The sequence below is a fragment of the Caproicibacterium amylolyticum genome (genome assembly GCF_014467055.1).
In the GTDB taxonomy this organism is placed as follows: domain Bacteria; phylum Bacillota; class Clostridia; order Oscillospirales; family Acutalibacteraceae; genus Caproicibacterium; species Caproicibacterium amylolyticum.
Genome location: NZ_CP060696.1, coordinates 765281 through 791411 on the forward strand (window position 1 = coordinate 765281; position 26131 = coordinate 791411).

Annotated in this window: 19 protein-coding genes, 6 tRNA genes and 3 rRNA genes; 17 read left to right on the plus strand and 11 right to left on the minus strand. The window is 49.2% G+C overall.

Features of this window, described 5'->3' with window-relative positions; all coding sequences use genetic code 11:
• The first annotated feature begins 56 nt into the window (after positions 1-56).
• The 15 genes from H6X83_RS03395 to H6X83_RS03465 all read left to right on the plus strand — a co-directional run bounded on the left by H6X83_RS03395 (position 57) and on the right by H6X83_RS03465 (position 14647).
• Positions 57-419 (plus strand): anti-sigma factor antagonist, encoded by a 363-nt coding sequence (locus tag H6X83_RS03395; protein WP_212507767.1) that lies wholly within the window; start codon positions 57-59, stop codon positions 417-419.
• A complete protein-coding gene (gene spoIIAB, locus H6X83_RS03400; RefSeq protein WP_212507768.1) occupies positions 403-846 on the plus strand; it encodes an anti-sigma F factor in 444 nt (147 codons plus the stop codon). The genes H6X83_RS03395 and spoIIAB overlap by 17 nt, the downstream gene beginning before the upstream one ends.
• Complete coding sequence (locus H6X83_RS03405; RefSeq protein WP_212507769.1) at positions 839-1486, plus strand: sigma-70 family RNA polymerase sigma factor; 648 nt, start codon at positions 839-841, stop codon at positions 1484-1486. Before spoIIAB ends, H6X83_RS03405 begins: the two co-directional genes overlap by 8 nt.
• A 403-nt stretch (positions 1487-1889) precedes the next feature.
• Positions 1890-3402 (plus strand): 16S ribosomal RNA (locus tag H6X83_RS03410).
• Positions 3403-3542: 140 nt separating this feature from the next.
• Positions 3543-3618 (plus strand) — tRNA-Ala (locus tag H6X83_RS03415).
• Positions 3619-3654: 36 nt separating this feature from the next.
• Positions 3655-3731: transfer RNA gene (locus H6X83_RS03420), tRNA-Ile, on the plus strand.
• Between the two features lie 295 nt (positions 3732-4026).
• Positions 4027-6858: ribosomal RNA gene (locus H6X83_RS03425) — 23S ribosomal RNA — on the plus strand.
• 71 nt (positions 6859-6929) lie between these two features.
• Positions 6930-7005, plus strand: a tRNA-Lys gene (locus tag H6X83_RS03430).
• Positions 7006-7007: 2 nt separating this feature from the next.
• Positions 7008-7082, plus strand: a tRNA-Glu gene (locus tag H6X83_RS03435).
• 81 nt (positions 7083-7163) lie between these two features.
• A 5S ribosomal RNA gene (gene rrf / locus H6X83_RS03440) occupies positions 7164-7280 on the plus strand.
• The 16S, 23S and 5S rRNA genes sit together here with 6 tRNA genes alongside, the layout of an rRNA operon.
• Before the next feature lie 7 nt (positions 7281-7287).
• Positions 7288-7363, plus strand: a tRNA-Asn gene (locus H6X83_RS03445).
• 62 nt (positions 7364-7425) lie between these two features.
• Positions 7426-7502, plus strand: a tRNA-Ile gene (locus H6X83_RS03450).
• A gap of 368 nt (positions 7503-7870) precedes the next feature.
• Positions 7871-10228 carry a helix-turn-helix transcriptional regulator gene (locus H6X83_RS03455; protein ID WP_212507770.1) on the plus strand — a complete coding sequence of 786 codons (2358 nt, stop codon included), beginning with the start codon at positions 7871-7873 and terminating at the stop codon, positions 10226-10228.
• 184 nt (positions 10229-10412) lie between these two features.
• Positions 10413-10658: a hypothetical protein gene (locus H6X83_RS03460; RefSeq protein ID WP_212507771.1), complete on the plus strand. Its 246-nt coding sequence runs from the start codon at positions 10413-10415 to the stop codon at positions 10656-10658.
• Between the two features lie 146 nt (positions 10659-10804).
• Positions 10805-14647, plus strand: a complete 3843-nt coding sequence (locus tag H6X83_RS03465; protein WP_212507772.1) for a X2-like carbohydrate binding domain-containing protein — start codon at positions 10805-10807, stop codon at positions 14645-14647.
• Positions 14648-14847: 200 nt separating this feature from the next.
• Here the strand turns inward: H6X83_RS03465 and H6X83_RS03470 are convergent, their stop codons facing one another.
• Positions 14848-15105, minus strand: coding sequence for a phage holin (locus H6X83_RS03470; protein WP_212507773.1), 258 nt, complete (start codon positions 15103-15105; stop codon positions 14848-14850).
• A 459-nt stretch (positions 15106-15564) separates the two neighbouring features.
• Between H6X83_RS03470 and H6X83_RS03475 the strand changes: the two genes are divergently transcribed.
• Positions 15565-16107 carry an acetylglutamate kinase gene (locus tag H6X83_RS03475; protein WP_246419486.1) on the plus strand — a complete coding sequence of 181 codons (543 nt, stop codon included), beginning with the start codon at positions 15565-15567 and terminating at the stop codon, positions 16105-16107.
• A 229-nt stretch (positions 16108-16336) separates the two neighbouring features.
• Here H6X83_RS03475 and H6X83_RS14550 read toward each other — a convergent pair whose 3' ends face one another.
• The 10 genes from H6X83_RS14550 to H6X83_RS03530 all read right to left on the minus strand — a co-directional run bounded on the left by H6X83_RS14550 (position 16337) and on the right by H6X83_RS03530 (position 25258).
• Positions 16337-17788, minus strand: coding sequence for an RnfABCDGE type electron transport complex subunit A (locus H6X83_RS14550; protein ID WP_246419489.1), 1452 nt, complete (start codon positions 17786-17788; stop codon positions 16337-16339).
• Complete coding sequence (gene rsxE, locus H6X83_RS03490; RefSeq protein ID WP_212507774.1) at positions 17788-18564, minus strand: electron transport complex subunit RsxE; 777 nt, start codon at positions 18562-18564, stop codon at positions 17788-17790. Before rsxE ends, H6X83_RS14550 begins: the two co-directional genes overlap by 1 nt.
• Before the next feature lie 3 nt (positions 18565-18567).
• Positions 18568-19137, minus strand: a complete 570-nt coding sequence (locus H6X83_RS03495; RefSeq protein ID WP_212507775.1) for an RnfABCDGE type electron transport complex subunit G — start codon at positions 19135-19137, stop codon at positions 18568-18570.
• Positions 19134-20084, minus strand: a complete 951-nt coding sequence (locus H6X83_RS03500; protein WP_212507776.1) for an RnfABCDGE type electron transport complex subunit D — start codon at positions 20082-20084, stop codon at positions 19134-19136. Before H6X83_RS03500 ends, H6X83_RS03495 begins: the two co-directional genes overlap by 4 nt.
• A complete protein-coding gene (gene rsxC, locus H6X83_RS03505) occupies positions 20084-21424 on the minus strand; it encodes an electron transport complex subunit RsxC (RefSeq protein WP_212507777.1) in 1341 nt (446 codons plus the stop codon). Before rsxC ends, H6X83_RS03500 begins: the two co-directional genes overlap by 1 nt.
• Before the next feature lie 202 nt (positions 21425-21626).
• Positions 21627-22148 carry a Gx transporter family protein gene (locus H6X83_RS03510; RefSeq protein ID WP_212507778.1) on the minus strand — a complete coding sequence of 174 codons (522 nt, stop codon included), beginning with the start codon at positions 22146-22148 and terminating at the stop codon, positions 21627-21629.
• A gap of 11 nt (positions 22149-22159) precedes the next feature.
• Entirely contained in the window at positions 22160-22531 is a 372-nt protein-coding gene (locus H6X83_RS03515) for a NusG domain II-containing protein (protein ID WP_212507779.1), read from the minus strand.
• A gap of 106 nt (positions 22532-22637) precedes the next feature.
• Positions 22638-23690, minus strand: a complete 1053-nt coding sequence (locus H6X83_RS03520) for an FAD:protein FMN transferase (RefSeq protein WP_212507780.1) — start codon at positions 23688-23690, stop codon at positions 22638-22640.
• A 212-nt stretch (positions 23691-23902) separates the two neighbouring features.
• The gene (locus H6X83_RS03525) at positions 23903-24799 is read right to left on the minus strand and encodes a DUF6179 domain-containing protein (RefSeq protein ID WP_212507781.1); all 897 of its coding nucleotides are present in this window, start codon (positions 24797-24799) and stop codon (positions 23903-23905) included.
• Positions 24800-24808: 9 nt separating this feature from the next.
• Positions 24809-25258 carry a DUF6323 family protein gene (locus tag H6X83_RS03530; RefSeq protein ID WP_212507782.1) on the minus strand — a complete coding sequence of 150 codons (450 nt, stop codon included), beginning with the start codon at positions 25256-25258 and terminating at the stop codon, positions 24809-24811.
• Between the two features lie 184 nt (positions 25259-25442).
• Here H6X83_RS03530 and trmB point away from each other — a divergent pair, with 184 nt between their 5' ends.
• Positions 25443-26093: a tRNA (guanosine(46)-N7)-methyltransferase TrmB gene (trmB, locus tag H6X83_RS03535; RefSeq protein ID WP_212507783.1), complete on the plus strand. Its 651-nt coding sequence runs from the start codon at positions 25443-25445 to the stop codon at positions 26091-26093.
• The last annotated feature ends 38 nt before the right edge of the window (positions 26094-26131 follow it).

The window sequence follows — 26131 nt, forward strand, 5'->3', positions numbered from 1 at the left end:
TAGTAAGGCAATTAGAGCGAGTTATAAAAAGCCAGCGGAAGGAAGTTGAAAATAGTATGGAAAAGGAACAGCAGGTGGAAAAGCGTTCGGTGCAGCTAAGGCTGCGGGAGAACACCCTGACCGCGCTGCTTTTTGGCGAGATCGACCACCACTCTGCACGGGAAATTCGTGAGGAAATTGACCTGACTGCGATGCGGGTGCGTCCGGCACAGTTGGTGCTGGACTTTGGCGGTGTACAATTTATGGACAGCTCCGGTGTGGGGCTGATCCTTGGCCGCTGTAAAATCATGCAGATGTGGCAGGGGCATGTCATTGTTCAGAATATGCCGCCGAAGCTGGAACAAATCGTGTCTTTAGCGGGTTTGACGGATTTGTGCGAGTTCCGAATGGAGGATGTAAAAGATGAAAACGACGAATGAGATGCATTTGAATTTTCCAAGCATTAGTGCAAATGAAGGGTTTGCCAGAGCGGTAGTTTCTGCTTTTGCGGTACAGCTTGACCCAACACTGGACGAGCTGTGTGACTTGAAAACAGCGGTCTCGGAAGCGGTGACCAATGCGATCGTACATGGCTACAAGGACACGATTGGTACTGTGTACATAGACTGCAGGCTGCTGCCGGATAACAGTATACAAATAAAGGTGCGTGACCGTGGCTGCGGCATTGAAAATATTGAGCAGGCAATGGAACCTTTGTATACGACCGCCGGCGATGAACGTGCGGGACTTGGTTTTGCTGTTATGAAAAGCTTTACGGATAAATTAAAAGTACAGAGCAGGCTCGGCGGCGGCACCACCGTGACGATGGAAAAGACGTTTTCGCCGCGCGTCCGAAAGAATGGATAGAGAAGAGCGTGTCACACAAAACCTTGGGCTTGCACATGCGTGTGCCAATCGCTTTCGTGGGCGCGGCATTGAGTATGATGATTTGTATCAGGCAGCATGTGTTGGGTTGGTGCAGGCAGCGGACCGCTTTGACGAAAGCCGCGGCCTGCAGTTTTCTACCTATGCGGTTCCGGTCATCCTCGGCGAAGTGCGGCGGCTGTTTCGAGAGGGCGGAGCGGTAAAGGTCAGCCGCGGTCTGCGCGAACTTTCCCGCAGGGCAAATGCGGAGGCAAAGAACTTTGCAGAGGAAGCCGGCAGAATGCCGTCCGTTACAGAACTGGCACAGCGGATGGACATTGATCCGGAAACTGCGGCACAGGCTCTCGGTGCTCTGCAGGCACCGATTTCTCTCACAGCGGAGGACGAGGACGGTGGCATGATGGATTTGCCGGACGAACCGCATGAAGAGGAACTGACAGATACACTCAGTTTGCAGCAGGTTATGGGCTCACTGGAACCAAACGATAGAAAGCTGCTGTACTTTCGCTACTTTCAGAGCCAGACGCAGACACAGACCGCACAAGCTCTGGGAATGACTCAGGTGCAGGTTTCCCGGCGGGAAAAGAAAATTTTAAGTGCACTGCGAAAAGAGTTAGGATAGAAAGGAAAGTCGAAATAGCATATATAGTGTAGAAACCAGTAATTCGGAGCATATCTGGAGATAAGATATGGCTCTGAATATTTTTTGAAACTTTTTCAAAAAAGGTGTTGACATAAGGGAAGTAGCGTGGTATTATATATGAGTCGCCGCAAGACAGGCACACAAAACTGAACAAGCTGCTGCAAAGCGGGGCGGAAAGTTGAAAGATGTTTGTTGAGCATGACGACGACAGGACCTTGAAAATTAAACAACGATGACAATAGAACGGACCCGAAAATTCCGAGAGGAATGACGAGAAGCTGACTCGTATAAAAACAGCAAAAAGCGATACGCAAGCGTATCAAGATTGAGCTTACAAAAGCTCTGAAATAGATTTGAGCATTGAAAGATGTTTAGATACAATATTTTAGAGAGTTTGATCCTGGCTCAGGACGAACGCTGGCGGCGTGCCTAACACATGCAAGTCGAACGAAGCTTTTGATTTCGGTTGAGAGCTTAGTGGCGGACGGGTGAGTAACGCGTGAGTAACCTGCCTTACAGAGGGGGATAACGTCTGGAAACGGACGCTAATACCGCATGACATTTCTTTATCACATGGTAAAGAAATCAAAGGAGCAATCCGCTGTAAGATGGACTCGCGTCCGATTAGCTAGATGGTGAGATAACAGCCCACCATGGCGACGATCGGTAGCCGGACTGAGAGGTTGAACGGCCACATTGGGACTGAGACACGGCCCAGACTCCTACGGGAGGCAGCAGTGGGGGATATTGCACAATGGAGGAAACTCTGATGCAGCAACGCCGCGTGAAGGATGAAGGTCTTCGGATTGTAAACTTTTGTACTTGGGGACGATAATGACGGTACCCAAGCAGCAAGCTCCGGCTAACTACGTGCCAGCAGCCGCGGTAATACGTAGGGAGCAAGCGTTGTCCGGATTTACTGGGTGTAAAGGGTGCGTAGGCGGCTATGCAAGTCAGTTGTGAAAACTATGGGCTCAACCCATAGCCTGCAATTGAAACTGCGTAGCTTGAGTGAAGTAGAGGTAGGTGGAATTCCCGGTGTAGCGGTGAAATGCGTAGAGATCGGGAGGAACACCAGTGGCGAAGGCGACCTACTGGGCTTTAACTGACGCTGAGGCACGAAAGCATGGGTAGCAAACAGGATTAGATACCCTGGTAGTCCATGCCGTAAACGATGATTACTAGGTGTGGGGGGTCTGACCCCCTCCGTGCCGGAGTTAACACAATAAGTAATCCACCTGGGGAGTACGACCGCAAGGTTGAAACTCAAAGGAATTGACGGGGGCCCGCACAAGCAGTGGAGTATGTGGTTTAATTCGAAGCAACGCGAAGAACCTTACCAGGTCTTGACATCCTACTAACGAAGCAGAGATGCATTAGGTGCCCTTCGGGGAAAGTAGTGACAGGTGGTGCATGGTTGTCGTCAGCTCGTGTCGTGAGATGTTGGGTTAAGTCCCGCAACGAGCGCAACCCTTATTGTTAGTTGCTACGCAAGAGCACTCTAGCAAGACTGCCGTTGACAAAACGGAGGAAGGTGGGGACGACGTCAAATCATCATGCCCCTTATGACCTGGGCTACACACGTACTACAATGGCCGTTAACAAAGAGAAGCGAAACCGCGAGGTGGAGCAAACCTATAAAAACGGTCTCAGTTCGGATTGTAGGCTGAAACCCGCCTGCATGAAGTTGGAATTGCTAGTAATCGCGGATCATAATGCCGCGGTGAATACGTTCCCGGGCCTTGTACACACCGCCCGTCACACCATGGGAGCCGGTAATACCCGAAGTCAGTTGCCTAACCGCAAGGAGGGCGCTGCCGAAGGTAGGATTGGCGACTGGGGTGAAGTCGTAACAAGGTAGCCGTATCAGAAGGTGCGGCTGGATCACCTCCTTTCTATGGAGAACTGAACAGATGAAACAAGCTGTTCTAATATCCAAGGTCGGTCGGGTCCGTTCGAAGAGTTAATCGTTGTTTAATTTTGAGGGTCTTGCAAAAGATTCTCGAAGGTGGATGGGGAAAACAGCCACCAGTATGGGGGTATAGCTCAGCTGGGAGAGCGCCTGCTTTGCAAGCAGGAGGTCAACGGTTCGATCCCGTTTATCTCCACCAAGGGCTGACGGTGTAAGAACCGGGAAGCCGGGAAATGGGCTTATAGCTCAGCCGGTTAGAGCGCACGCCTGATAAGCGTGAGGTCGGTGGTTCGAGTCCACCTAAGCCCACCACTTACTTTCTCTTTGCGAGAAGAGAAAGTAAGCAAAGAGAAACGGCCGAAAGGGCGGAACTCTTTGCTGCAAATTCAATAGGAAAGCAAACGCTGGGTAAAAGTGAAGTAGGGAAGAACACGAAAGTGGACGTAACCTTCAGCACATAGCCTGCGGGGGCTTCCCCGCTTGTACATTGAAAACTGAATAAAGAAAGATTGCGAAAACGATATTAAGTAAAGTTAAAAAATTACTACAATTTTGCAATTTACGAGTTCGTATAATTATACGAAGAATGAGAACCAAAAGAACACATGGTCAAGCTACAAAGAGCGCAAGGGGAATGCCTTGGCACTGGGAGCCGAAGAAGGACGCAACTAACTGCGATAAGCTATGGGGAGCCGTAAGTGGGCATTGATCCATAGATTTCCGAATGGAGCAATCCGGCTGGAGTCATGTCCAGTCATCGTAAACTGAATTCATAGGTTTACGAGGGGAACCGCCTGAACTGAAACATCTAAGTAGGGCGAGGAAGAGACATCAAATGAGATTCTGCTAGTAGTGGCGAGCGAACGCGGAAGAGGCCAAACCGAGGGTAGCAATACCTTCGGGGTTCGGACAGCATTTAGCATGCTAAGCTTTAGTTGAACGGTATGGAAAGGCCGGTCAAAGAGTGTGAGAGCCACGTAAACGAAAAGGCGAAGCAGCGAGCTGTATCCAGAGTACCGCCGGACACGTGAAACCCGGTGGGAAGACGGGGGGACCACCCTCCAAGCCTAAATACTACCCAGTGACCGATAGAGAACAGTACTGTGAAGGAAAGGTGAAAAGCACCCCGGGAGGGGAGTGAAATAGAACCTGAAACCTTGTGCTTACAAGCACCGAGAGCCCGTCAATGGGTGATCGGGTACCTTTTGTAGAATGGTCCGGCGAGTGAATGTAACTGGCGAGGTTAAGGACTTAAGGTCCGGAGCCGCAGCGAGAGCGAGTCTTAATAGGGCGCATAAAGTCAGTTGTATTCGACCCGAAACCGGGTGACCTACCCATGTCCAGGTTGAAGTGAGGGTAAAACCTCATGGAGGACCGAACCGACTCCCGTTGAAATGGTAGCGGATGAGGTGTGGGTAGCGGAGAAATTCCAATCGAACCCGGAGATAGCTGGTTCTCTCCGAAATAGCTTTAGGGCTAGCCTCGTATTAGATTACCGGAGGTAAAGCACTGAATGGTTAAGGGGCCGAGAGGCTACCAAGACCTATCAAACTCAGAATGCCGGATAATTGATGTACGGGAGTCAGACAGCGTGAGATAAGTTTCGTTGTCAAAAGGGAAACAGCCCAGACCCACAGCTAAGGTCCCCAAACACGGTTAAGTGGAAAAGGATGTGGGGTTGCACAGACAACCAGGATGTTGGCTCAGAAGCAGCCATACATTAAAAGAGTGCGTAATAGCTCACTGGTCGAGTGACCCTGCGCCGAAAATTTAACGGGGCTAAATCGTGTACCGAAGCTTGGGATCCGAAAGGATGGTAGGAGAGCGTTCTGTATGGGGTGAAATCAAAGCGGAAGCGTTGGTGGACTATACAGAAGTGAGAATGCCGGAATGAGTAGCGCGAAATGTGTGAGAATCATATTGACCGAAAGTCTAAGGTTTTTGGAGGAAGGTTCGTCCGCTCCAAGTAAGCCGGGAGCTAAGGCGAGGCCGAAAGGCGTAGTCGATGCACATACGGTGGAAATTCCGTAGCCGCCAAAAGATTTAAGTTAAGAGACACCTGCAAAGCGAATAACCCGGGCGATGGTTGCCCCGGGCGTAAGGGACCGAAATTAGAGTAGGGAAGTATTTGTAGAGCAGGGCAAGAAAAGCTTAATGTATATCTGAGGCGCCCGTACCGCAAACCGACACAGGTAGACAGGAAGAGAATTCTAAGGTCAACGGGAGAAGGGTAGTTAAGGAACTCGGCAAATTGGCCCCGTAACTTCGGAATAAGGGGCGCCTCCTGCAAGGGAGGCCACAGTGAAAAGGCTCAGGCGACTGTTTATCAAAAACACAGGTTTCTGCCAAATCGAAAGATGACGTATAGGAGCTGACACCTGCCCGGTGCTGGAAGGTTAAGAGGAGATGTGCAAGCATTGAATTGAAGCCCCAGTAAACGGCGGCCGTAACTATAACGGTCCTAAGGTAGCGAAATTCCTTGTCGGGTAAGTTCCGACCCGCACGAATGGTGTAACGATCTGAGCACTGTCTCAATTACCCGCCCGGCGAAATTGTAGTACCGGTGAAGATGCCGGTTACCCGCGACAAGACGGAAAGACCCCATGGAGCTTTACTGCAGTTTAATATTGGGTTTCGGTAATTTATGTACAGGATAGGTGGGAGACATGGAAACCGGTGCGCCAGCGCTGGCGGAGTCGACCTTGGGATACCACCCTTAAGTTGCTGAAATTCTAACCTGCGGCCGTGAAACCGGCCGGGGGACATTGTTAGACGGGCAGTTTGACTGGGGCGGTCGCCTCCTAAAAGGTAACGGAGGCGCTCAAAGGTTAGCTCAGCACGGATGGAAACCGTGCTACTGAGTGTAAACGCATAAGCTAGCCTAACTGCGAGGATGACAGTCCGAGCAGTAACGAAAGTTGGAGTTAGTGATCCGGCGGTATGAGAGTGGAATTGCCGTCGCTCAACGGATAAAAGCTACCCTGGGGATAACAGGCTGATCTCCCCCAAGAGTCCACATCGACGGGGAGGTTTGGCACCTCGATGTCGGCTCATCACATCCTGGGGCTGTATTCGGTCCCAAGGGTTCGGCTGTTCGCCGATTAAAGTGGTACGCGAGCTGGGTTCAGAACGTCGTGAGACAGTTCGGTCCCTATCTGTCGTGGGCGCAGGATATTTGAGGAGAGCTGTCCTTAGTACGAGAGGACCGGGATGGACGCACCGCTGGCGCACCAGTTGTCATGCCAATGGCACAGCTGGGCAACTATGTGCGGATCGGATAAACGCTGAAAGCATCTAAGCGTGAAGCCGACTCCAAGATAAGATATCCCATTGCGTAAGCAAGTAAGACCCCTTGAAGACTACAAGGTTGATAGGCTGCATGTGTAAGCACAGTAATGTGTTCAGCTTGGCAGTACTAATAGGTCGAGGGCTTGACCATAGTTCATGGTCTCGTCCAATATCCAAATTCGTTAATCTAATCTTTATTCAGTTTTCAGTGTACAAAAATATGCGCCATTAGCTCAGTTGGTAGAGCACCTGACTCTTAATCAGGGTGTCCGGGGTTCGAGCCCCCGATGACGCACCAACGGCCCGTTGGTCAAGCGGTTAAGACAGCGGCCTCTCACGCCGTTAACGTGGGTTCGAATCCCGCACGGGTCACCATTAGTAAATAAGGTTACAAAGTAGAGATACAAGAAAATTTCATAATAGCTAATCGCTGCAGAGATGCAGTTCAATTAGATTGTTGGTGCTGATGACGGTGAGGGTCCACCTGTTCCCATTCCGAACACAGAAGTTAAGCTCACTCGTGCCGAAAATACTTGGCTGGTAACGGCCTGGGAAATTAGGTAGGCGCCAACTTTTATATTCCTCCTTAGCTCAGCTGGTAGAGCATGCGGCTGTTAACCGCAGGGTCGTTGGTTCGAGTCCAACAGGGGGAGCCAAATCTGGAGAGCGGTTCGCCGTTCTCCTTTTTTTGAACATTGGTCTAACCCCAATGTCTTGAGGGCCATTAGCTCAGTTGGTTAGAGCAGCCGGCTCATAACCGGTCGGTCCGGGGTTCGAGTCCCTGATGGCCCACCAAATCTAAAAGCCTTGAAAATGGCGGTTTAAAGCCATTTTTGAGGCTTTTTTTAGTTTTGTGACTTTCGATTATTCAAATTTATACCGACAATCATGGCGGCCGCCGCTTGCTATGTATCGGCAGACCGCAAGAGGACTGGATGCTTAACCAGAAAATTTGTGTGTTCATACTCTTACGATTCTTAACTTTTCCACCTGAGCTTCTATGTCCGAATGCTTATTTAATGTTTCCCTAAAAATAAGTGACTCACAAAGTACACAAATATACCGCTATTACCAATGCACGCTTGACACTTAGATAAAGGTTTCGTATAGCGGCAAAAGTGAAGATGCTGTATAATGGTTTAAAATGAGGAGGTGTGTTTTCAATGGATACAAAGCAGATCCTAGAACGTCCGGCCCTATATGAATCGTTTGAAAGGGAATTACTTAATAAGAAAGCAATTTATATCAGCGGACATACCGGTTGGGGTAAGACAACAGCCGTCCTTGATTGGCTGGAGAAGACACACAAAAGTTACGTCTATTTTTCTGCTAAGCAGGAAGATTTTTTCAAAAAAATTAATCAGATTGCAGATAAGCTGATTGTCATAGATGATTTACACTGGATTACCCAACCTGAGGAAGAACAGCTAATTGTAAGCCTTATGACTATGAACGCAGACAGCCGCTTTGTTCTCGTTGGAAGAAGTGTACTTCCTGCATATCTGAAGCCATTTCAACTGACAGGGCAGTTGGAATGCTATAATCAAGAATTCTTATGCTTTGACCGTTCTATGATTTCTGATTTACTGGCGCTCTATCAACTAACCGACCCATTTCTCCCTGCACAGATAGAAATGGCGACAAAGGGTTACACAATGGGAGTTTCCTTATTAGTAAACAGACTTGCAAAGGGAGAACCGATGAGTACCCAGACCATTGAGCGGACAAGAATTGATATTTTTGACTGCTATGATAAGATGCTGTTTCAACATTGGGATTCCAATCTTCAAAAGTTTTTACTGCACATGGCTTCTTTCGATAAGTTCACAGAAGACATGGCTAGTATGGTAACAGGCAAAAAAAATGTGATGGAAATTATTACATTAGCTTTATCCGGTGGAAGTTATCTTACTTTTATACCTCCTCATACTTACTCGGTGCACCCATTGTTCCACCAATATTTGACGCGCAAACAGCGTCTCGTATGTTCTAAAGATTTTATATATGCCACTTATCATAATGCGGCTCTCTATTATGAGTTGGAAGATGATATTGAAAACGCACTGAAATATTATCAGTTAAGCGACAATACCGAAAAAATTTCCGAGCTGTTGATTCTCAATTCTCAGCGGCACCCTGGTAATGGCCATTATTATGAAACGGAAACCTATTACCGGGCACTGCCGAAAGATACCATCCTTGCTTCTCCTGAGCTAATGAGTGGTATGTGTATGCTGTGCTCCCTTTGCTGTCAGCCGGAAGAAAGCGAATATTGGTTTTCAGAACTCGAACATTATGGGGAACAGTTAGAGAAACAGGATAAAAACTACAAATTTGTACAGGGTAAGCTATGTTATTTAAAAATTTCTTTGCCGCATAGGGGAAGCAAACATATCACAGCACTCCTTCTTAATGTAGCCAAAACATATGAATCAGGTGCGTTTCGATTGCAGGAATTTTCCGTTACGAGCAATCTGCCAAGCGTACTAAACGGAGGAAAGGATTTTTGTGCGTGGGTTCGGCATGACCGGCAGATTTACAGACTGATGAAAAAACCCTGTGAATTACTTCTTGGAAGATATGGCGTCGGGATTGCCGATGTTGCCCTTGCGGAAAGCCTGTTTGAAAAATGCTCCTCCGACAATCTGACGGAAGTGATGATGCTCGCAAATGCGGGGCAGAACGCGGCCGCTTTTAAAGGCACGCTGGAAATGGAGTTTGCTGCAATCGGTATTTTAACCCGTATGATGCTGATGCAAAACAATCTTCCCTCCGCTTACGCTTTGCTGGACAATATGCGAAATCGTGCGCAAAAGGAAAAAATGAAAGGTTTGGTTGACAATATTGAAGCTGTGCGTACGAAGTTCCTGCTGATGGAAGGAAAAAATGACATGGCGCTTTTGTGGATGCGAGAGAAAGCACCCGATGAAAATGAACACTTTCACATTATGAAACGCTGCCGCTATTTGACAAAGGTGCGGTGCTATCTGACCACTGGAAAATATATCAACGCGCTTCAGCTTTTGGGCAGACTTTTGGATTATTTCAAAAACTATGATAGAACTTACGGACAACTGGAAGCAGGAATTCTGCTTGCAATTACCCAATACCGCTTGGGACAGGACGGGTGGCAGAAAATGCTTGACGACACGCTTGTGCGGTGTGAGTATTATGGATTTATCCGCTTTGCTGCGGAGGAAGGTGCCGCCCTTTTGCCCCTTTTGCAAAAAGTCACTCTTTCCACAAGCGAAAAATATGCGGAGTTGATTTTAAAAGAAACAAGGCATTATGCACTGCTTTATCCGAATTATCAAAAACCCAAACAGGTGTTGACAGAACCGCTGACGGATACGGAAAAAGCAGTTTTGCGTTTGCTGTGCAAGGGACTTTCCAATGATGAGATTGCTGAATTGATGGGTGTTACCCTGCGGACGGTGAAATTTCACACAGGGAACTTATATGCCAAGATGAAAGTAAAAAGCCGCACGCAGGCGATTCAAAATGCAGCTGATTTGCTGTGATAATCAAAAACGGTTGTTTGACTTCAGTCAGACAGCCGTTTTTTATAAAAAATTTCAGAAAATTCATGTAAACCTGTACTTTAGTACGGCGACAAAAAAAGAAATGTCCTATACAATAGGATCATGAATCGTTTCCCAATCACAGGCACCACAAAAAAGGTATGTCTGTTATAAGGAGCTTGCTATGAAATTTCAGCACGATTTCCTCATTTGGGAAGATGAGGGGGAATACTTTTTTGCCCGTGGCTCAACCCAAAAGGCTGTTTCAAAACAATATGAACTCATCATAAAAACGGTGATGAGCGGCGTGACACAAGAAGCGGAAATCATCGGCAAACTGATACAAAACGGAATGTCGGAAACGGAAGCCGCACTTTTGTGCGCCGCATTCATAATCGAATACTCTGATGAATTGGAATCGGAGCAATAAAAGGAGAAAAAGACGCTGGAAGCGCATACATACAGGGAACAGATATCCAACGGCTAATTTCGATGTGGCGCTTACACTGGTGGTGTTTATTCTTTATTTTGAGGATTATATTGAGTCATAAAAATAAGGACTTTCGGAGGGATACAATGAAGAAAAAAATACTCAGCGCCATATTGGCACTGTGCTTGTTGCTCACGATGTTGCCGACAGCGGCAACGCCGGCGGTGGCAGCGGCCTCAGCAACCTATGACCTAACGCAAGGCAGCGTTGCCATTAACGATAGCTCACCTGAAAATATAACGGTAAATGGGAACAACCACCAGCAAACCACGAATACAATCCAAATTACCGGTATCAAAAATCATACTGTTACGCTGAACGGATTAAACATAATGTCCAGCAGTACCTCGATTAATCCCATCTCAATTGATTCGGCAGGTATAACTACCCTTATGCTAAGCAATTTAAACAATTTTTCGTTTAGTATTTCTTCACGGGCGGCGGCAGTTCGAAAAGCTACGCAAGGTACGCTTGTCATAGCGGGCACCGGAACGTTAGCAGCGACCGGCGGATATTTCAGTGACCATACCGGCGGCGCGGCAATCGGTGGAAACGATGTGGAAAACACGGCAAACATCATCATCCAGTCCGGCACGATTCAGGCAACTTCTTTAAGCTGCGCCGCCGCCATCGGCGGCGGTAATCAGGGCTCGGCAACAAATATTCAGATTACCGACGGAGATGTGCGAGCAGAGAGTGCATATGGTGCTGCAATCGGCGGCGGCGGCAATTTTACAGGTGGTACCAATACGTATACCGGCAGGAATATCGTAATATCCGGCGGAACAGTATCGGCTTACTCACACGATGGAAACAAATGTATGGCGATTGGGGACGGAAATGTAAGCGGCAGCGATGGATATGGTCAAAGTACCAGCGGTTGGGGCAACGTACTGCAGCCGAAGACTGGTATGGTTTCCAAGGTGGAATATCCGGAAAACGGCACACCAATAACATCCTATACAGGAAATTACGGTACGGATCAGCAAGCTGACATCACTCGGATTGACAATATGACAATCAGTTTTGTGGCGGGTCATAAGCTCACGGTACAAAACGGAACGGGCGACGGGCTGTACCTTGTGGGAAAGCCCGTAAACATCTCGACTGAAGATGTGGATTATAACAAATTTACAAAATGGACGATTTCCAGCGGCAGTGCAGCTTTTACGGATTCTGCCAGCAAAACCACTACACTGACGATGGGGGACTCGGACGTCACGGTCACTGCAAACAGAACCATTGACTATGACAGCCTGAAGTTTTTCATTTCGCCTGTCTCTGTCAAAGGGCAAAGTGGTAAAACACAGCAGTTTACGGTGCGTGCAAAGTACAACGGCACGGAACTGACTGCCGACCAGATGGCGGGCCTCAGCTATCTTGCTTCATGGGGCCTTACCGGCGGGACAAATTCATTCATCAATGCCACTTACGGATTGCTTGATATGGGAGTCGAGACAGAAAATATAAAGGTTACCGCACAAATTGCGGTGGGCGGCAAAATCTACACGGCTGCCGCAGACGTAATTTACAGCGAAGCGGATGCGGGAGACCTTACCGTCTCAGGCGGATTGCCGGGGACGGACTATACCTATGCCGACGATGTTTTGACTTTCACGGGCAGCGGGACCTATCTTGTTGGGATGAAACCCGGCGTTACTGCAGCGGCTACCCGCATCGTGGTAAATGGCGGTTCGCCGAATATCACAATGCAAAATGTCAATATCAGTACTGACAGTAACGCAAACAGCATCTTTTGTGTGCGTGCGGGTTTCCCTACTGTTACAATCAGTGGAACGAATTCGCTAATTAATACGAATACGAACGACGGTTCAAATGGAATCAATGTCGTGAATGGATGTCTCACTCTTGATGGCGGAGATAGCGATACATTAACGGTAAAGGGTAACTATTACTCTGTGGTAACAGGTGGTACTCTTACCATTAAAGGCGGGCATTATATCTTCGGAAACACCAGTTCAAATATTGGTACAGCTAAAGTAGCCTATAATGCAACCTGTACTGTTCAGGGTGGAGTGATCGAATTACTGCAGGCATGGCAGGGAAGAGACTGCAATGTTATCAATGCGGAAGGTAATTTTTGCATCATTCCCGCGGAAGGCAAACAGGCGGTTGTTTATCGAGAAAAAAATCCAACAAAATACTTAACGGAACCGTATTCGACCGGAATGGTCAAAGGCTATTACACCAAGATCTATTTTTCCGATTCGCTGCCTGCGATTACCGCCGCTTTAGCGGGAGAAGAGGCAACCAGTGCTGACCTTAAGGTGTTCGGTTCCAACAACGCAAAAGGCTATTACCGACTTTATGAAGGTGGTGTTTCCCCGACACCGCTGGCCGGTGACATTATGGGAAACTCCACCGGAACCATCGATTTATCAAAAGACACGGTGTCTGATGTTTCTTTGACGGGATTAAAAGAAGGTACGGCCTATGACTGCTGCATAGTGGCAGTCGCCGGAAGCGGCGATGGCACACAGGTATCCAAGGTTGTCAAGGTTCACTTCACAACGAAGATGGCCCCTATGACAGCGACTTTTGATAAATACACTTCAAGCGACGGCTACAAGGATATTTCCTTATCGCTTAACGGCAACACGCTCAGCAACATTTCAAACGGTGACACTGCACTTGTGAAAGACAGTGATTATACCATTTCAGAGGACGGCGGCACAGTGACCATTCTAAAGTCCTACCTTGCAACGCTTTCCAGCGGTAAAACGGTGTTGACACTCAAGTTCAACGCCGGAACCGACCAGTCCCTTGTCGTAACGGTAAAGAATACAGTACCCATGCCAATGCCAACACCAGCACCCATGCCCTCAACATCAACTGCTCTGCCGACAATCATTGTGAATGCTTCAACCGGAGCGCAAGCAGGTCTTTCCGGCGCGGTGTTTTCGCCCAATGTAACAAGCCTGGCGTTTTTCGTGATGCCGGAAACACCGGCGGGCATTCCGCAGGGAGCGCCGGACGGCAAAGCAGACCCGCAGGGCGCGGCGACATACAATTCAGCCGTACACGACTCTGCGCTGAACATCATCGGTGTGCCGTATCTTTACAATATTAAACTGCTTGACCAAAGCGGAAATCCCGTATCTTTCACTGGCAGCGTCACGGTGAGTATTCCGCTTCCTGCGGGGCTGCGCGGGAAACCGCGTGTGTTCCGGAATGAATCGGACAGCACGCTGACTGACATGAACGCGACGGTGAAAAACGGCTTTCTTGTCTTTTCCACCACCCATTTCAGTAATTATATCATCGCAGGAACGGGAAGCACCATCTCACTGGACACGTCTAACTACCAAATGCCTGTTGGCGGCAAGTACCAAATCGGCGTAAGTCTAACGGGAAAGAAAAATGTTTCGGTAAAAATCCATTCAACCAATAATGGAACTTTAACTGCAAAAAGATTGGAAAACGGAAACATTCAGGCAGAAGGAAAAGGCGTTGGTACGGCCTATGTGATGGTTGACGTGTATGGCGGTAAAAATCAATTACTCAGCCATGTTTCCACGTGCATTGATGTAAAACAAAGTGCGCAGTCCAGAGGAGATTCGACACGTCAGATGGGTGTTTACACTGTCCCGGATGCAAAGGACTCTCTGACGCTGGATACCAAAAACTATGTGATGTCTGTCGGCGGTACCTATCAAATCAGCGCGTGGCTGACAGAGGGGCAGGCCGTAGTGTTGAAGCATTACTCAACCAACAGCAAAATTGCGTCGGTGGCGAAGCTTGCAAACGGTAATTATCAGGTTACCGGCAAAGGTACCGGAACGGCCTACATCATGTTTGACGTGTACGGCAAAGACAATCATCTGCTGACACACGCTTCCACTCGCGTGGATGTGAAAACCGGAATCAGACCGCATGGAGATTCCACAAGGCAATACGGCATTTTCTAATAATGTTTTTTTGATTCTAATGGTGAGTCACATAATTAAGCAATTTTGCGAAATGTTGCACATACAATGTACTGCGCACCCCCGCAACCATCGGTATGTACGCCTATCTCGTCATTGTAGGATTCGGCGGGATAAGTGCCGGAGAAATTAAAATGCCCCGATAGGCAGCTGCAAGCTACCCACCGGGGCATCGTTATGTATTACTGCTTTGGCTGCTCATAAGTCAGTGCCTGTTTGCTGTCAGACACGCCCGCAGTGGTTGGGTCGTTAACCACACCAAGCAGTGCCAGCAATCCAAATACAGTGCCTACAATCGCCAGCAGTTGACTGCTTAGTCCGGTAAAATCAATTGTTATGCCAAACAACTGCAGCACCTGTGCAAGCAGCAACAGCACCATTGGAATGACAGTTACCCAAAATGTCTTATTCTTGATTCGTACAGTCCAATTGATTTTCATAATACATGCCTCCATTTTTTAGTCTTTGTGTCCAACAATTTTGTCAAGTCGGTCAATACGGTGGTATGCTTATTGCGCACGGTGTGTTTATCTCGTCCAGCCATCCTGCCGACAACGCCGACCAAGCAACCAGCGATACCTATTAATATGCTTACATCCACTGACATATTTACACCACCTTAACTGCAAAAAAATTTTCATTAACCGCCACACCTGCACAGCCGCGTGTCTTTGCCGTGCAGTGGGAAAAATAGTCATTGCTGCTCTGGCGGTCAAATGATGCATCAACAATGCTGCTGTTGCAGATGCCGGTAAGCAGCTGACCTGCAACAGGTCAGCTGCTCGATGTAACGCTGTGGGATTCAGAATTGTACTGAGAGCATTTAGTCTGTCTTTGCATATTCTATTGTTATCCATGATTTTTAAGCTGAAGCAAGCCGAAGGTGATAAGGAGCCTTTATGAATAACTGTAGAATGCAGAGGGATTTAACACTCGCTTTTCGTGATTTATGGATGCAACATGTTGTATGGACGAGATTGTTCATTATTAGTACTGTATCTGGCCTAAATGATCTGAAATATGTAACCAATCGCCTCTTACGTAATCCAAAAGACTTTGAAAAAATTTTAGTCCAATACTATGGACAACAAAAGGCTGGAAAATTTCAAAACCTGCTGACAGAGCACCTCTTAATTGCAGCGAATCTGGTTAATGCTGCAAAGGATGGAAAAACCGATTTAGTAGAGTCTGAACGGAAGAAGTGGTATACCAATGCTGATGAAATTTCGGATTTCCTTGCAAGCATCAATTGCTTTTGGTCAGTGAAAAGCTGGAAAGCAATGTTGTATGACCATCTGGAAATGACAGAGGCAGAAGCTGTTCAGCGCATTGAGGGCCATTATGAAAACGATATTTCGGAATTTGATAAAATTAGCACTCAAGCGCTAAAAATGGCCGATTATATGGCTGTAGGAATCAGAAAACAAGTCAATGGGAGATAAAACGAGAGGCGGAGTTTATCCTCTGCCGCTCGTCTTTTTGTTACGGATTCAGTACCGAGAATTTTTACAGATGTACCAACGAGATTCTTGCCTGCTTGGGGCAGATGTACATTGGCGAGGGGACGGCGGCGTTTATGGTGGCCGCGATTGCGTATTACTGTGCATAATTAAAAGGCTCTGGACTGTCGCTACAGACAGTTCAGAGCCTTTTGCTGTTTAGACGAAAGGATTAGTCTTTTGGTACGATCATCAAAGTCAGGCAGCCGCGCGGACATTCCTTGGTGCAAAGGCCGCAGCCAACGCACTTTTCGGGGTCAACAGTTGCATTGAAGTTCTCAATGGTGATTGCATCCTTCGGGCAGACCTTTGCGCACTTGCCGCAGCCGATGCAGCCAATTTTGCAGACCTTGGTAGTAGCAGCACCCTTGTCACAGTTGGAGCAGCGGTTAACTGCCTGACGCTTCTTAGGCACCATCTTAATCAGATGGCGCGGGCAGGCTTGTGTGCACATGGTACAGCCGACGCAACGCGTTACATCAACCACAGCAGCACCGTTGCAGACCTGAATGGCGCCATACTGGCAGGCATTCACACAGTCACCGATGCCCATACAGCCGTATGCACAGCTTGAAGAGCCACCGGCTACCAGATTAGCAGCCGCACAAGAGGCAATGCCCTCGTATTGTACTTTGTCCGGGCAGTTGTCATCGTTGCCAAGGCACTGTACAACAGCAACTTTGGCTTCAGCAGTACCGCCGACACCCAAATAGTCACCAACAGCTTTTGCCACGGCGGCACCGCCGGGTGCGCACAGACCGGGCTTTGCTTCACCTTTAGCCAGAGCTGCAGCATAGCCGTCGCAGCCGGAGAATCCGCAGGCACCGCAGTTGGCGCCGGGCAGCATGGCGCGAATGTCCTCTTCTTTCTGGTCTTTCGGCACAGCCAGCACCGTGGAGGCTACGGAAAGAATCAGTGCAAATACAATGCCGAGTACACATACGGTAATGATTGGAATGACAATCTGCATGGTGCCGGAAAGCTCCATTGTGTTGGTTTTCGGTGCAACCAATGTAATGGTGCCGAAAATGCCGTCTACCATACCAGCGAAGCCGAGGAATGAAGCGGCAACCAAGGAAGCAGAAATCAATGTAATCGGCAGTCCCTGCACGAATTTCGGGAATTCGTTATGTTCCATGCGTTCCCGCACGCCTGCGAAAATGACCATTGCCACCAGGAAGCCAACGCCGGAACCAAAAGCATTGACCAGTGCCTGACCATAGTTTTCATTCTTTGTCAGAACCAGCTGCGTAATGCCCAGCACGGCGCAGTTGGTGGTAATCAGCGGCAGGTAAATGCCAAGTGCCTGATACAGAGCAGGCATGGATTTTTTCAGGATGGTTTCAATCAGCTGCACCAAAGATGCAATGATCAGAATGAACACAACCACCTGCAGGTACTCCATGTTGTAGGGCTTGAGCAGGTACTGGTCGATTGGGAAAGTAACCGCAGTGGAAATAAACATAACCGCGATAACAGCCATGCTCATGCCGGTTGCGGTGTTCAGCTTTTTGGAAACGCCGAGAAATGGGCAGATACCAAGGAATTTGCTGAGGATGTAGTTTTCCGTCAAAATGGAGGACAGGAAAATGGAGAGCAGCGAAACGAGAAAAGATGTATCCATTACTGCTCACCTTCCTTCGTATCTGCAGCGGGTTCTTTGATGAATTTGTTTTCCACAACACTCTTTGCCGGAACCTGTGCAGCTGTCTGAGCGGAGTGCTTTGTTTCAACATGTCCGCAGCAGGCGGCCATCGGGCAGGCATCACAGCTCATGTCACGCACAGGCGTGCCGCCGCGGCGTTCAGTAATGTGGTTGGTAATTGCCATAAGCATGCCAAACACAAAGAAACCGCCGGGAGGGAGCAGGAAAATGATGATGCCGGGGTACATTGCCGGCATGACCTGCATGCCGAAGAATGTACCGGAGCCGAGAATCTCACGGATAGTGCCCATGAGCAGCAGGGTAATGGTAAAGCCGCAGCCCATGCCAAGGCCGTCCATAATGCTGGGCAAGACCTTATTCTTGTTTGCAAAACCTTCGGCACGGCCCAAAATAATGCAGTTTACAACGATCAGGGGCAGGTAAATTCCGAGTGTGGCCTTCAAATCGGGGGAGAAAGCCTCTATCAGCATCTGCACAACCGAAACAAAGCCTGCAATAATGACAATGTAACAGGGGATACGGACTTTGTCCGGAATTACCTTGCGCAGTGCAGAGATAACCGCATTGGAGCAGACCAGAACAAAGGTGGTGGCTACGCCCATGCCGATTGCGTTGCTTGCCGCGGTGGACAGTGCCAGTGTGGCGCAGCAGCCGAGAACCAGCCGTAGAACCGGGTTCTCTTTGATAAGGCCCTTGGTAAACTCATGCCAAAGGCTTACTTTCTTTTCAGCCATCTGTCAGGCACCTCCTTTTACAGTGTTGAAGCTTGCAACAGCCTGATTGACAGCATCGGCAACAGCCTTGCTGGTAATGGTGGCGCCGGTCAGTGCCGCAATCTGTCCGTTGCCGGTCTGGCCGTTTTTGTTGACGTCAAACTTGCCGCTTGCGGGCACAGCCTGCTTAAATTGGTCGCGGAAAGAGGCTTTCTGTGCATTCAGGCCAAGGCCGGGGGTGTCGTTGGAGGAAACCAGATTTACACCGGTCACTTTGCCCTCCTTGCTGATGCCGGTCATGACTTTCACATCGCCGCCGTAGCTCTTGCTGGAGGTGGTGAAAACATAGCCTGCAACTTCGCCGCCCTTTTTGCCGACAGCATAGTTAAGGCCCTGAGAAGTTTTCGGTTCAAAAGAATCGGCGTTCGGCAGCACCTGCTGTTGGCTCTGTTGCTCAGTTTGTTTGTTGATCTCAACAATTTTGGTTTTTGTCAGCTGGTTTGTAAAGGCCAGCAGCACCGAAACAATCAGGCAGATTAAAAAGAGAACGACAACAGGTTTTACAACATCTTTAGCAGTAACTTTTACTTTCATTGCTGCGCCGCCTCCTTTTTCTTTTCTTTGGGAGCTTTGCCGAATGCATGCGGGCGGGTCGCGCGCTCAATCAGTGGAGTCAGAATATTCATGATGATGATGGAATAGGAAACGCCTTCCGGCAGAGAACCAAACTGCCGAATCAGCATGGTCAGGCAGCCGCAGCCAATGGCATAGATAATCTGTCCTTTAAGCGTAATGGGGCTGGTTGTGTAGTCCGTTGCCATGAAGATTGCGCCCAGCAGCAGGCCGCCGCAGAGTATGTCGGTCAGCACGTCGCGGCCCATGAGCAGGGAAAGGAGTGCCGCAGTGCCAACGTACACCAGCGGAATCACCGGGGTGATGACTCTGCGGTACAGCAGATATGCAAAGCCGAGCAGCAGCGCCAGTGCGCAGGTTTCACCCAGGCAGCCGCCGCGGTCGCCGAGGAAAAGCTGCAGATAATTTGCGGAGAAAGTATTGTGCTGATTGATGATTCCCAGCGGAGTCGCTGTGGTAGCGGCATCCGCAGCCAGCGGCTTCGGCCAAGTGGCCATCGGGCCGGGGAAGGAATTCATTAGGATAATACGCGCCATCAGCGCAGGGTTTACAAAGTTTTGGCCAATGCCGCCGAACATTTGCTTGACAACTACGATTGCAACAACGTCACCCAGCATCAGCATCAGCGGATTCAGGGAGGATGGTACATTCATTGCCAGCAGAATGCCGGTAACTACAGCGGAAAGGTCAAAAATTGTGTTTTCACGCTTCATTGCCTTGCGGCATAAGTATTCACACAGTACACAGGTAAGTACGGAAATAATCAGCAGGCACAGCGAACGCCATCCAAACAGAACAATGGAGGCGACCATGGCGGGAACAAGTGCAATAATTACGTCCAGCATGATGCGCTGCGTGTTGGTAGAGGTGTGTACGTGCGGGGAAGAAGAAACAAGTAGTTTACCCATTATTTTTTAGCACCTCCTGCTTTGACGAGCGCCTTGCCGATGCGGATAGCCTGCACCAGCGGACGCCCTGCCGGGCAGTTAAAGGCACAGGTGCCGCATTCCATGCAGTCCATAATGTCGTACTCCTGCAGTGCAGCAACGTCCTTTGCATTTGCGTAGGTTTCCAGTTTGGTGGGCACCAGATGCATCGGGCAGCCCATTACACAGCGGCCGCAGCGGATGCAGGCGGTAACGTCCGGTTTGTGCGCTTCTGATTCGCTCAAAAAGAGCAGTCCGTTGTTCTGCTTTTGCACCGGAACGTCCACACTGGGTACAGCCATACCCATCATTGGGCCGCCAACCAAAATTTTTGCCGGTTCCTCTTTCATTCCAACAAATTCCATGACATCCCGTACGCGCGCGCCAATCGGCACAATTACGTTTTTGGGCTGAGAAACGGCACCGCCGTCCACTGTCAGGCGCTTTTTGATCAGCGGAATTCCGTCTTTCAGGTAGCCGCCCAAAAATGCCGCGCTGGTGATGTTCATCACAATGCAGCCAACGTCAGCGGGCAGCTTGCCCATAGGAACTTCGCGGTCTGTACATGCCTTGATGAGCACTTTTTCAGCACCTTGTGGGTACGTTGCACGCAGCGGCAGTACGCCGACGCTGCCGTCTGCGTTGCGCTTGTCAGCAGCAAGCATTGCGCTTAGCTGCTGAATTGCCTGCGGTTTGTTGCTTTCCACGGCAATCACACCGCGGCTGAGCTTGAGCATTTTCTTTACGGCAAACACACCGTCCAGCACATTTGCGGTGTTTTCCAGAGCCTCGCGGTTGTCCGCAGTGAGGTATGGTTCGCACTCTGCAAGGTTGATGATCAGTGTGTCTACGCTTTTGCCTTCCGGAACGTTCAGCTTCACATGGGTCGGAAAACCTGCGCCGCCCAGACCGACCAGTCCAGACTCACGCACAGCTTTCAGGAAGCTTTTCAGGTCACTTACTTCCGGAGCCTTCAGGTCAGGGCACAGTTCCATTTTGCCGTCGGATTCAATGATGACTGCGTCACCATAACCGCCGCCGCAAAGCTGGATTTTCTGAATTGCCTTTACCTTGCCGGAAACACTTGCATGGATTGGTGCACTGACGAAGCCGGTACTGTCGCCGATTTTCTGGCCGACTGTTACCAAGTCGCCGGGCTTTACCAGCGGGGTGCAGGGAGCGCCCACATGCATTTGCATGGGGATGGCAACCTCACCGGGAACCGGCATAACCACAGACTCCGTCTGCGCGGTGTGCTTGCGGTGTGGGACCGCAGCACCGCCGTGCGTCCGGAATGGTTTCTTTGGAAAGCTCAATTCCATACTTTTCCCTCCAATACTTAACTTGACTTGAATCTATATTTCACTATCTATATAAGATAAGAATACACAATAGATATCGCACAAAAACACTTTAAAGTAAATGGCTTTGTTTAAAAAAGAACAAAAATACATATATTGAAAGCACAAAATTGGCACATCTACCCTGAACATTCACACAAATACAGTGCAAAGCTGAAAGACATCAGGTTTTGAAGTGTTCCAAAAACGGTGTTACTGCACGCAGAACTAACCCAGTAAGGATACCCGCTGCCACGCCGAACAACAGCAGCCACGGTGCGTACCAGCCAACCGCCGGTGTTGTCAGTAGGGCAGCAACGCCGAGCTGTGCCATATTGTGCGTCAGCGCACCGGCAACACCGAGGCCAATGGTGCCAAACGGCTGTTTTTTCGGCCGGAGCAACAGCCACATAACCAGGGTGCTGGCAAGACCACCCGCCGTGCTCATTAGCAGCGCGACAGAGCCGGACATTGCACCTGCAAATAGTCCCTTGAGCAGTGCAATACAAAGTGCCGGCACCAGCCCCACAGCACCGGCCGCATACATGGTAACAATATTGGAAAGCCCAAGCTTTGCGCCGGGCGGCAGCATCGGCAGCGGCGGCAGCATGGCTTCCAGTGCGGAGAGCACCAGTGCCAGTGCGCCGAGCATTCCGATAAAAGCCACGCGGCGCGTTGCTTGGGAAATGCGTATTTTAGCTTTCATTGAAAGCGGTGTCATCCAGTGACACCGTCCACCTCGCTTTTGCTGCCGACCAGCCGGAGACTGACTTTTGCGGGCAGGCAAACAGCCGCCTGCCCGGCTTTGGTCAGCTTCCCAGTGCGTACGCACACTTGGTCTGGGCAGTCAGAGTGGGAAAAAGAGATTTTTCCGGGTTCCAGCAGCAGTTTTACATGGTAGCTGCCGCCGATATCGATTGACTGTGTGGTTGTTTGCGTGGAAAGATTATAGGTATGAATGACCTTTCCGTTTTCTTCCACAACTGCAGTCAGTGTTTGCGTGTTCGGCCGGAAATTGTTCCACAGCAGCAGTCCAACGGCAAGTACCAGCACCGGCAGAATCAGGAGCAGGTCTTTTTTCTTAAACATGGTTCTCCTAAATTGAAATAGAATGTAGGGCAATATTTGATGCTGACTTTTCGCTGCTTACTGTGAAAGCGGCGGAAAGCAAGCTGCTAAAAACAATTTCTTAATTTTAAGCGGCAAGCCGGTAACTGCTGCCGGTGAGATGAAAGCGGTCTTTCAGTCCGGCAGAAACATAAACATTGGATTTGCTGTCAACGTAAATGGTTTGTGCGCCGTAGCTTTGAGCGAGCGCGGCCCCTTTGTCTTTGCCCAGAAGAAAGCAGGCGGTGGAAAGCGCATCACTCAGCGCACCGTTGTTGCAGACAACGGTTACAGAAACAAGGCCGTTGTTTTCCGGCATACCGGTTTTAGGGTTCAGCAGATGGTGATAGGTTTTGCCGTCCTTGGTGAATTCTTTTTCGTAAGTACCGGAGGTGGAAACATACTGTCCGCCCTCCAGAGAAATAGTGCCGACGCTGCCTGTTTCATTGTCCGGTGTTTTCGGGTCGCGCACTGCAACACTCCAGCCGGAATTGTCCGGCTTGTTTCCGTAAAGGCCAATACTGCCGCCCACCGCGATGACTGCAGCCTGCACGCCGGTTTTGGAATAAGCCTCCACTGCTTTGTCACATGCGGCACCTTTACCAACGGAACCGAGGTCAACACCTTCGTAGTGCATTTTCAGGGAAGCAGTTTTGTCGGTTTCATTCAGCCGCAGGTCCTTGTAATTAACACGCGGCAGCAGGTTTTTCAGCTCATCGCTGGTGGGAACGTGCTGCTTGCCGTCAAAATCCCACAGGGAAGTCAGCGGCAGTACGGTAGGGTCAAATGCACCGTCTGTTTTCTGTGCAACGTCAAGTGACATTTTCAGCAGGGAAGCGGTGTAGCTGTCTATGGTTTCCCAGGTAGAGCCGGAGGCATTGTTCAACTTGTAAATGTCACTGTCTTCCACACGCCAGGAAATCTTATCTTCCAGCGCAGTTACAGACTGTGCTGCAGCGGTGGCAGCGGCCTGTGCGTCTTTGCCGTAAACGGTCTGCTGCACATAGGTGCCCATGGCGTAGGAAGTGTTACTGCAGCTTTGTGCGCGGTATCCGAAGCGAACCCATAAAATCACCAGAACAGCGGCGATAACAGCGAGTACAGCGCAGAGTATGACAGTAATCTTCTTGTGTTTGGACATATAAACCTCCTCGGCGTTCCGTAAAAGAAAGCCACAAAATTTTTGTAAAAAATGTATATAAAGTATTATAACACAACTGACCGGATTGTCCAGTATAAGCGTGGCGTTTAGACCTCTGCTTTCTTAGGCAATTCAGCAGCAGTGTCTAAAAGCCAAAGCAAATTACCAGCAACTTCGCGCGCATGGACGGCTGCCGGTTTGTGTTCCGTAATTTACCAGGAACAGAACACACCGTCAAGGCTTCCGTGCACCGCTGCCGCATGAAAACGCGGGTATAGTGCCACCGCAGTCTGCACTGCATAGGTTTTTTCTTCTACGTCCGCCTCCACCGCGGTACATACAGATTCTGCGGCGGTGTGGAACAGTGTGTATGTTTGCTGCTCTGTCAGTCCCGATGTCAGCTCCAGAATCTCAGATTTTTGCGTTTGTGTCAGATTTAGCGGGAAAATATCCTGCCGCAGCAGAGCGAGCCCCAGTGTATTGACGAAAACCGGCTCATATAAATTGATTAGCAGACCTTTGTAGTCTGGGCAGTAAGCGTTCAGCAGCTGTATCACTTTTTTAGTTGAAAAGTGGGTGAGAAAATGGTTTTCTATGCACAGGCGGCGCAGATATTCGCAAAGGTATTCTGTGCCGGAAAGACTTTCGGGTACAGCATGGCAGAGCTGATAATCAATGGTACAGTTTACCTGATGCGCAAAATAGTAAACATCATAAGTTTTAAAAGACCGCCCAATGTCCCGCAGAGTGTCTGATAAAGAGGTGTTTTCAATCTGCGGAACGCTTTCACACGCTTGCTGGTACAGTCCTTTGCAACGCAGAAACGCTTGCCGCCCGGTTTTCAGTGCGGCTTCATAAACAGGTTCCAAACTTTCGGCTTTCAGCAAATACCGCACGGGCAGAGCGTTCTCTTTTAGATACAGGTGCAGCAGGAAACAAATGGAGGAGAGCAGCTCCTGCGCGGTTTCAGCCCGCACCGAACTGCTGTCAATGGCATACAGTTTCGTTTTGTGCGAAAGCAATTCCCACAGCCGCATGGAAAGTATATTCAGTTCACTTGCGGTCAATTCACTATCTTCTCCAAACAGGGACAAAACGTTTTCTTCCATATAAGCATCTCACTTTTCATCAAATTCGCTGCCATAGCGTGTTTTGCGGCAAAGATCATCCAGTGAGGTTTCCGCCAGATATTCTAATGACCCCTGTGCTCTACCATTGAATGTTTGAACCATGAATGCAATTAATTCATCATCTGTCAGTTCATCCTCCGATTCATTTTTGTAGTAGTAAAAGTCGTTTTGCAGTTCAATTAACGTTTCTTCGTAGTTTTCCGGGGAAATAAAAGGGGAGTCACAGAATGCATAGATAAGCTTTGCCAAAATGCCTCCGCCAAATTCCACACGGCCGTTGTCGTGCAGTGACGCAAAGCGCTGCTCCACCAATGTGTGAATCTGCGTGTCGGAAAGCTCCAGCCCAAAGTGACCGGAAACCTCATTGCATTTCTGCAGTTCCTGCACAGCGGCAAGCATCTGCATTTGAACGGGATTCAAAGAGAAATTTTCTGCCATATTTATCACCTCTTCTGCCAGTATAGACGCAGTCGGCAGTACAATACAAGACTTGAAATTTTGCCCGATTTGTGGTAATATAAAGGCATGCAAAAGGAGAAAATTCAGCGAATGTTTCTGAATTTTCTCCTTTTTTGCCCGAAAGCCCGTGCAGACCGATACAGCAGGAGGAAACACAAGCAAAATGAGAATGAGAGCAAAGCCGTGGGCCGGACCGGAACTGGATGCCTGCCCGTTTTTTCTGCGGCATCCGCAGCAGATGAAAAATCAGTGGTTGGGGTGGTACACACGCCGCCAGCCGCTGCACGTGGAACTGGGCTGCGGCAAGGGCTGGTTTCTTGCCGGACTTGCGCCCCGGCATCCGGAGATCAATTACCTGGGAATAGACATGAAAGACACAGTGCTTGCCCCGGGCAAACGGCTGATTGAGCAGGCATTTGAGGACAAACCGGTGGATAATGTGGCGCTGACCGCATACGATATTGAACGGCTGCCGGATATTATGGGGGAGCAGGACAGAATTTCCCGACTCTATATTAATTTCTGCAATCCGTGGCCGAAGCCCCGGCACCACAAGCGCAGACTGACACACCCGCGCCTGTTGGCGCTGTACCGCCCACTGCTGGAACCGGGTGCTGAGCTGTGGTTCAAAACGGATGACGATCCACTTTTTGCAGCTACCCTGCGGTATCTGCCGGAGGCTGGATTTGAGATTCTGGAACAGACGCAGGATCTGCATGCGCTGCACAGTGAAGATAACGTAATGACCGAGCACGAAAAAATGTTTTCTGAAAAGGGTATTCTGATTAAAGCTTTAAAAGCAAAGATTTTATAAAGTAAGTGTAAGTCATAAACAAAAATGCAGGGAGGATT

Bases quoted from the DNA above. Each gene is read 5' to 3' on its own strand.
- rsxC (WP_212507777.1), bottom strand. From the start codon at position 21,424: ATGGAATTGAGCTTTCCAAAGAAACCATTCCGGACGCACGGCGGTGCT.
- H6X83_RS03520 (WP_212507780.1), bottom strand. From the start codon at position 23,690: ATGTCCAAACACAAGAAGATTACTGTCATACTCTGCGCTGTACTCGCT.
- H6X83_RS14550 (WP_246419489.1), bottom strand. From the start codon at position 17,788: ATGGATACATCTTTTCTCGTTTCGCTGCTCTCCATTTTCCTGTCCTCC.
- H6X83_RS03405 (WP_212507769.1), top strand. From the start codon at position 839: ATGGATAGAGAAGAGCGTGTCACACAAAACCTTGGGCTTGCACATGCG.
- H6X83_RS03495 (WP_212507775.1), bottom strand. From the start codon at position 19,137: ATGAAAGTAAAAGTTACTGCTAAAGATGTTGTAAAACCTGTTGTCGTT.
- H6X83_RS03530 (WP_212507782.1), bottom strand. From the start codon at position 25,258: ATGGCAGAAAATTTCTCTTTGAATCCCGTTCAAATGCAGATGCTTGCC.
- H6X83_RS03475 (WP_246419486.1), top strand. From the start codon at position 15,565: ATGAATAACTGTAGAATGCAGAGGGATTTAACACTCGCTTTTCGTGAT.
- H6X83_RS03465 (WP_212507772.1), top strand. From the start codon at position 10,805: ATGAAGAAAAAAATACTCAGCGCCATATTGGCACTGTGCTTGTTGCTC.
- rsxE (WP_212507774.1), bottom strand. From the start codon at position 18,564: ATGGCTGAAAAGAAAGTAAGCCTTTGGCATGAGTTTACCAAGGGCCTT.
- spoIIAB (WP_212507768.1), top strand. From the start codon at position 403: ATGAAAACGACGAATGAGATGCATTTGAATTTTCCAAGCATTAGTGCA.
- H6X83_RS03515 (WP_212507779.1), bottom strand. From the start codon at position 22,531: ATGTTTAAGAAAAAAGACCTGCTCCTGATTCTGCCGGTGCTGGTACTT.
- H6X83_RS03510 (WP_212507778.1), bottom strand. From the start codon at position 22,148: ATGAAAGCTAAAATACGCATTTCCCAAGCAACGCGCCGCGTGGCTTTT.
- H6X83_RS03460 (WP_212507771.1), top strand. From the start codon at position 10,413: ATGAAATTTCAGCACGATTTCCTCATTTGGGAAGATGAGGGGGAATAC.
- H6X83_RS03455 (WP_212507770.1), top strand. From the start codon at position 7,871: ATGGATACAAAGCAGATCCTAGAACGTCCGGCCCTATATGAATCGTTT.
- H6X83_RS03470 (WP_212507773.1), bottom strand. From the start codon at position 15,105: ATGAAAATCAATTGGACTGTACGAATCAAGAATAAGACATTTTGGGTA.
- H6X83_RS03500 (WP_212507776.1), bottom strand. From the start codon at position 20,084: ATGGGTAAACTACTTGTTTCTTCTTCCCCGCACGTACACACCTCTACC.
- H6X83_RS03395 (WP_212507767.1), top strand. From the start codon at position 57: ATGGAAAAGGAACAGCAGGTGGAAAAGCGTTCGGTGCAGCTAAGGCTG.
- trmB (WP_212507783.1), top strand. From the start codon at position 25,443: ATGAGAATGAGAGCAAAGCCGTGGGCCGGACCGGAACTGGATGCCTGC.
- H6X83_RS03525 (WP_212507781.1), bottom strand. From the start codon at position 24,799: ATGGAAGAAAACGTTTTGTCCCTGTTTGGAGAAGATAGTGAATTGACC.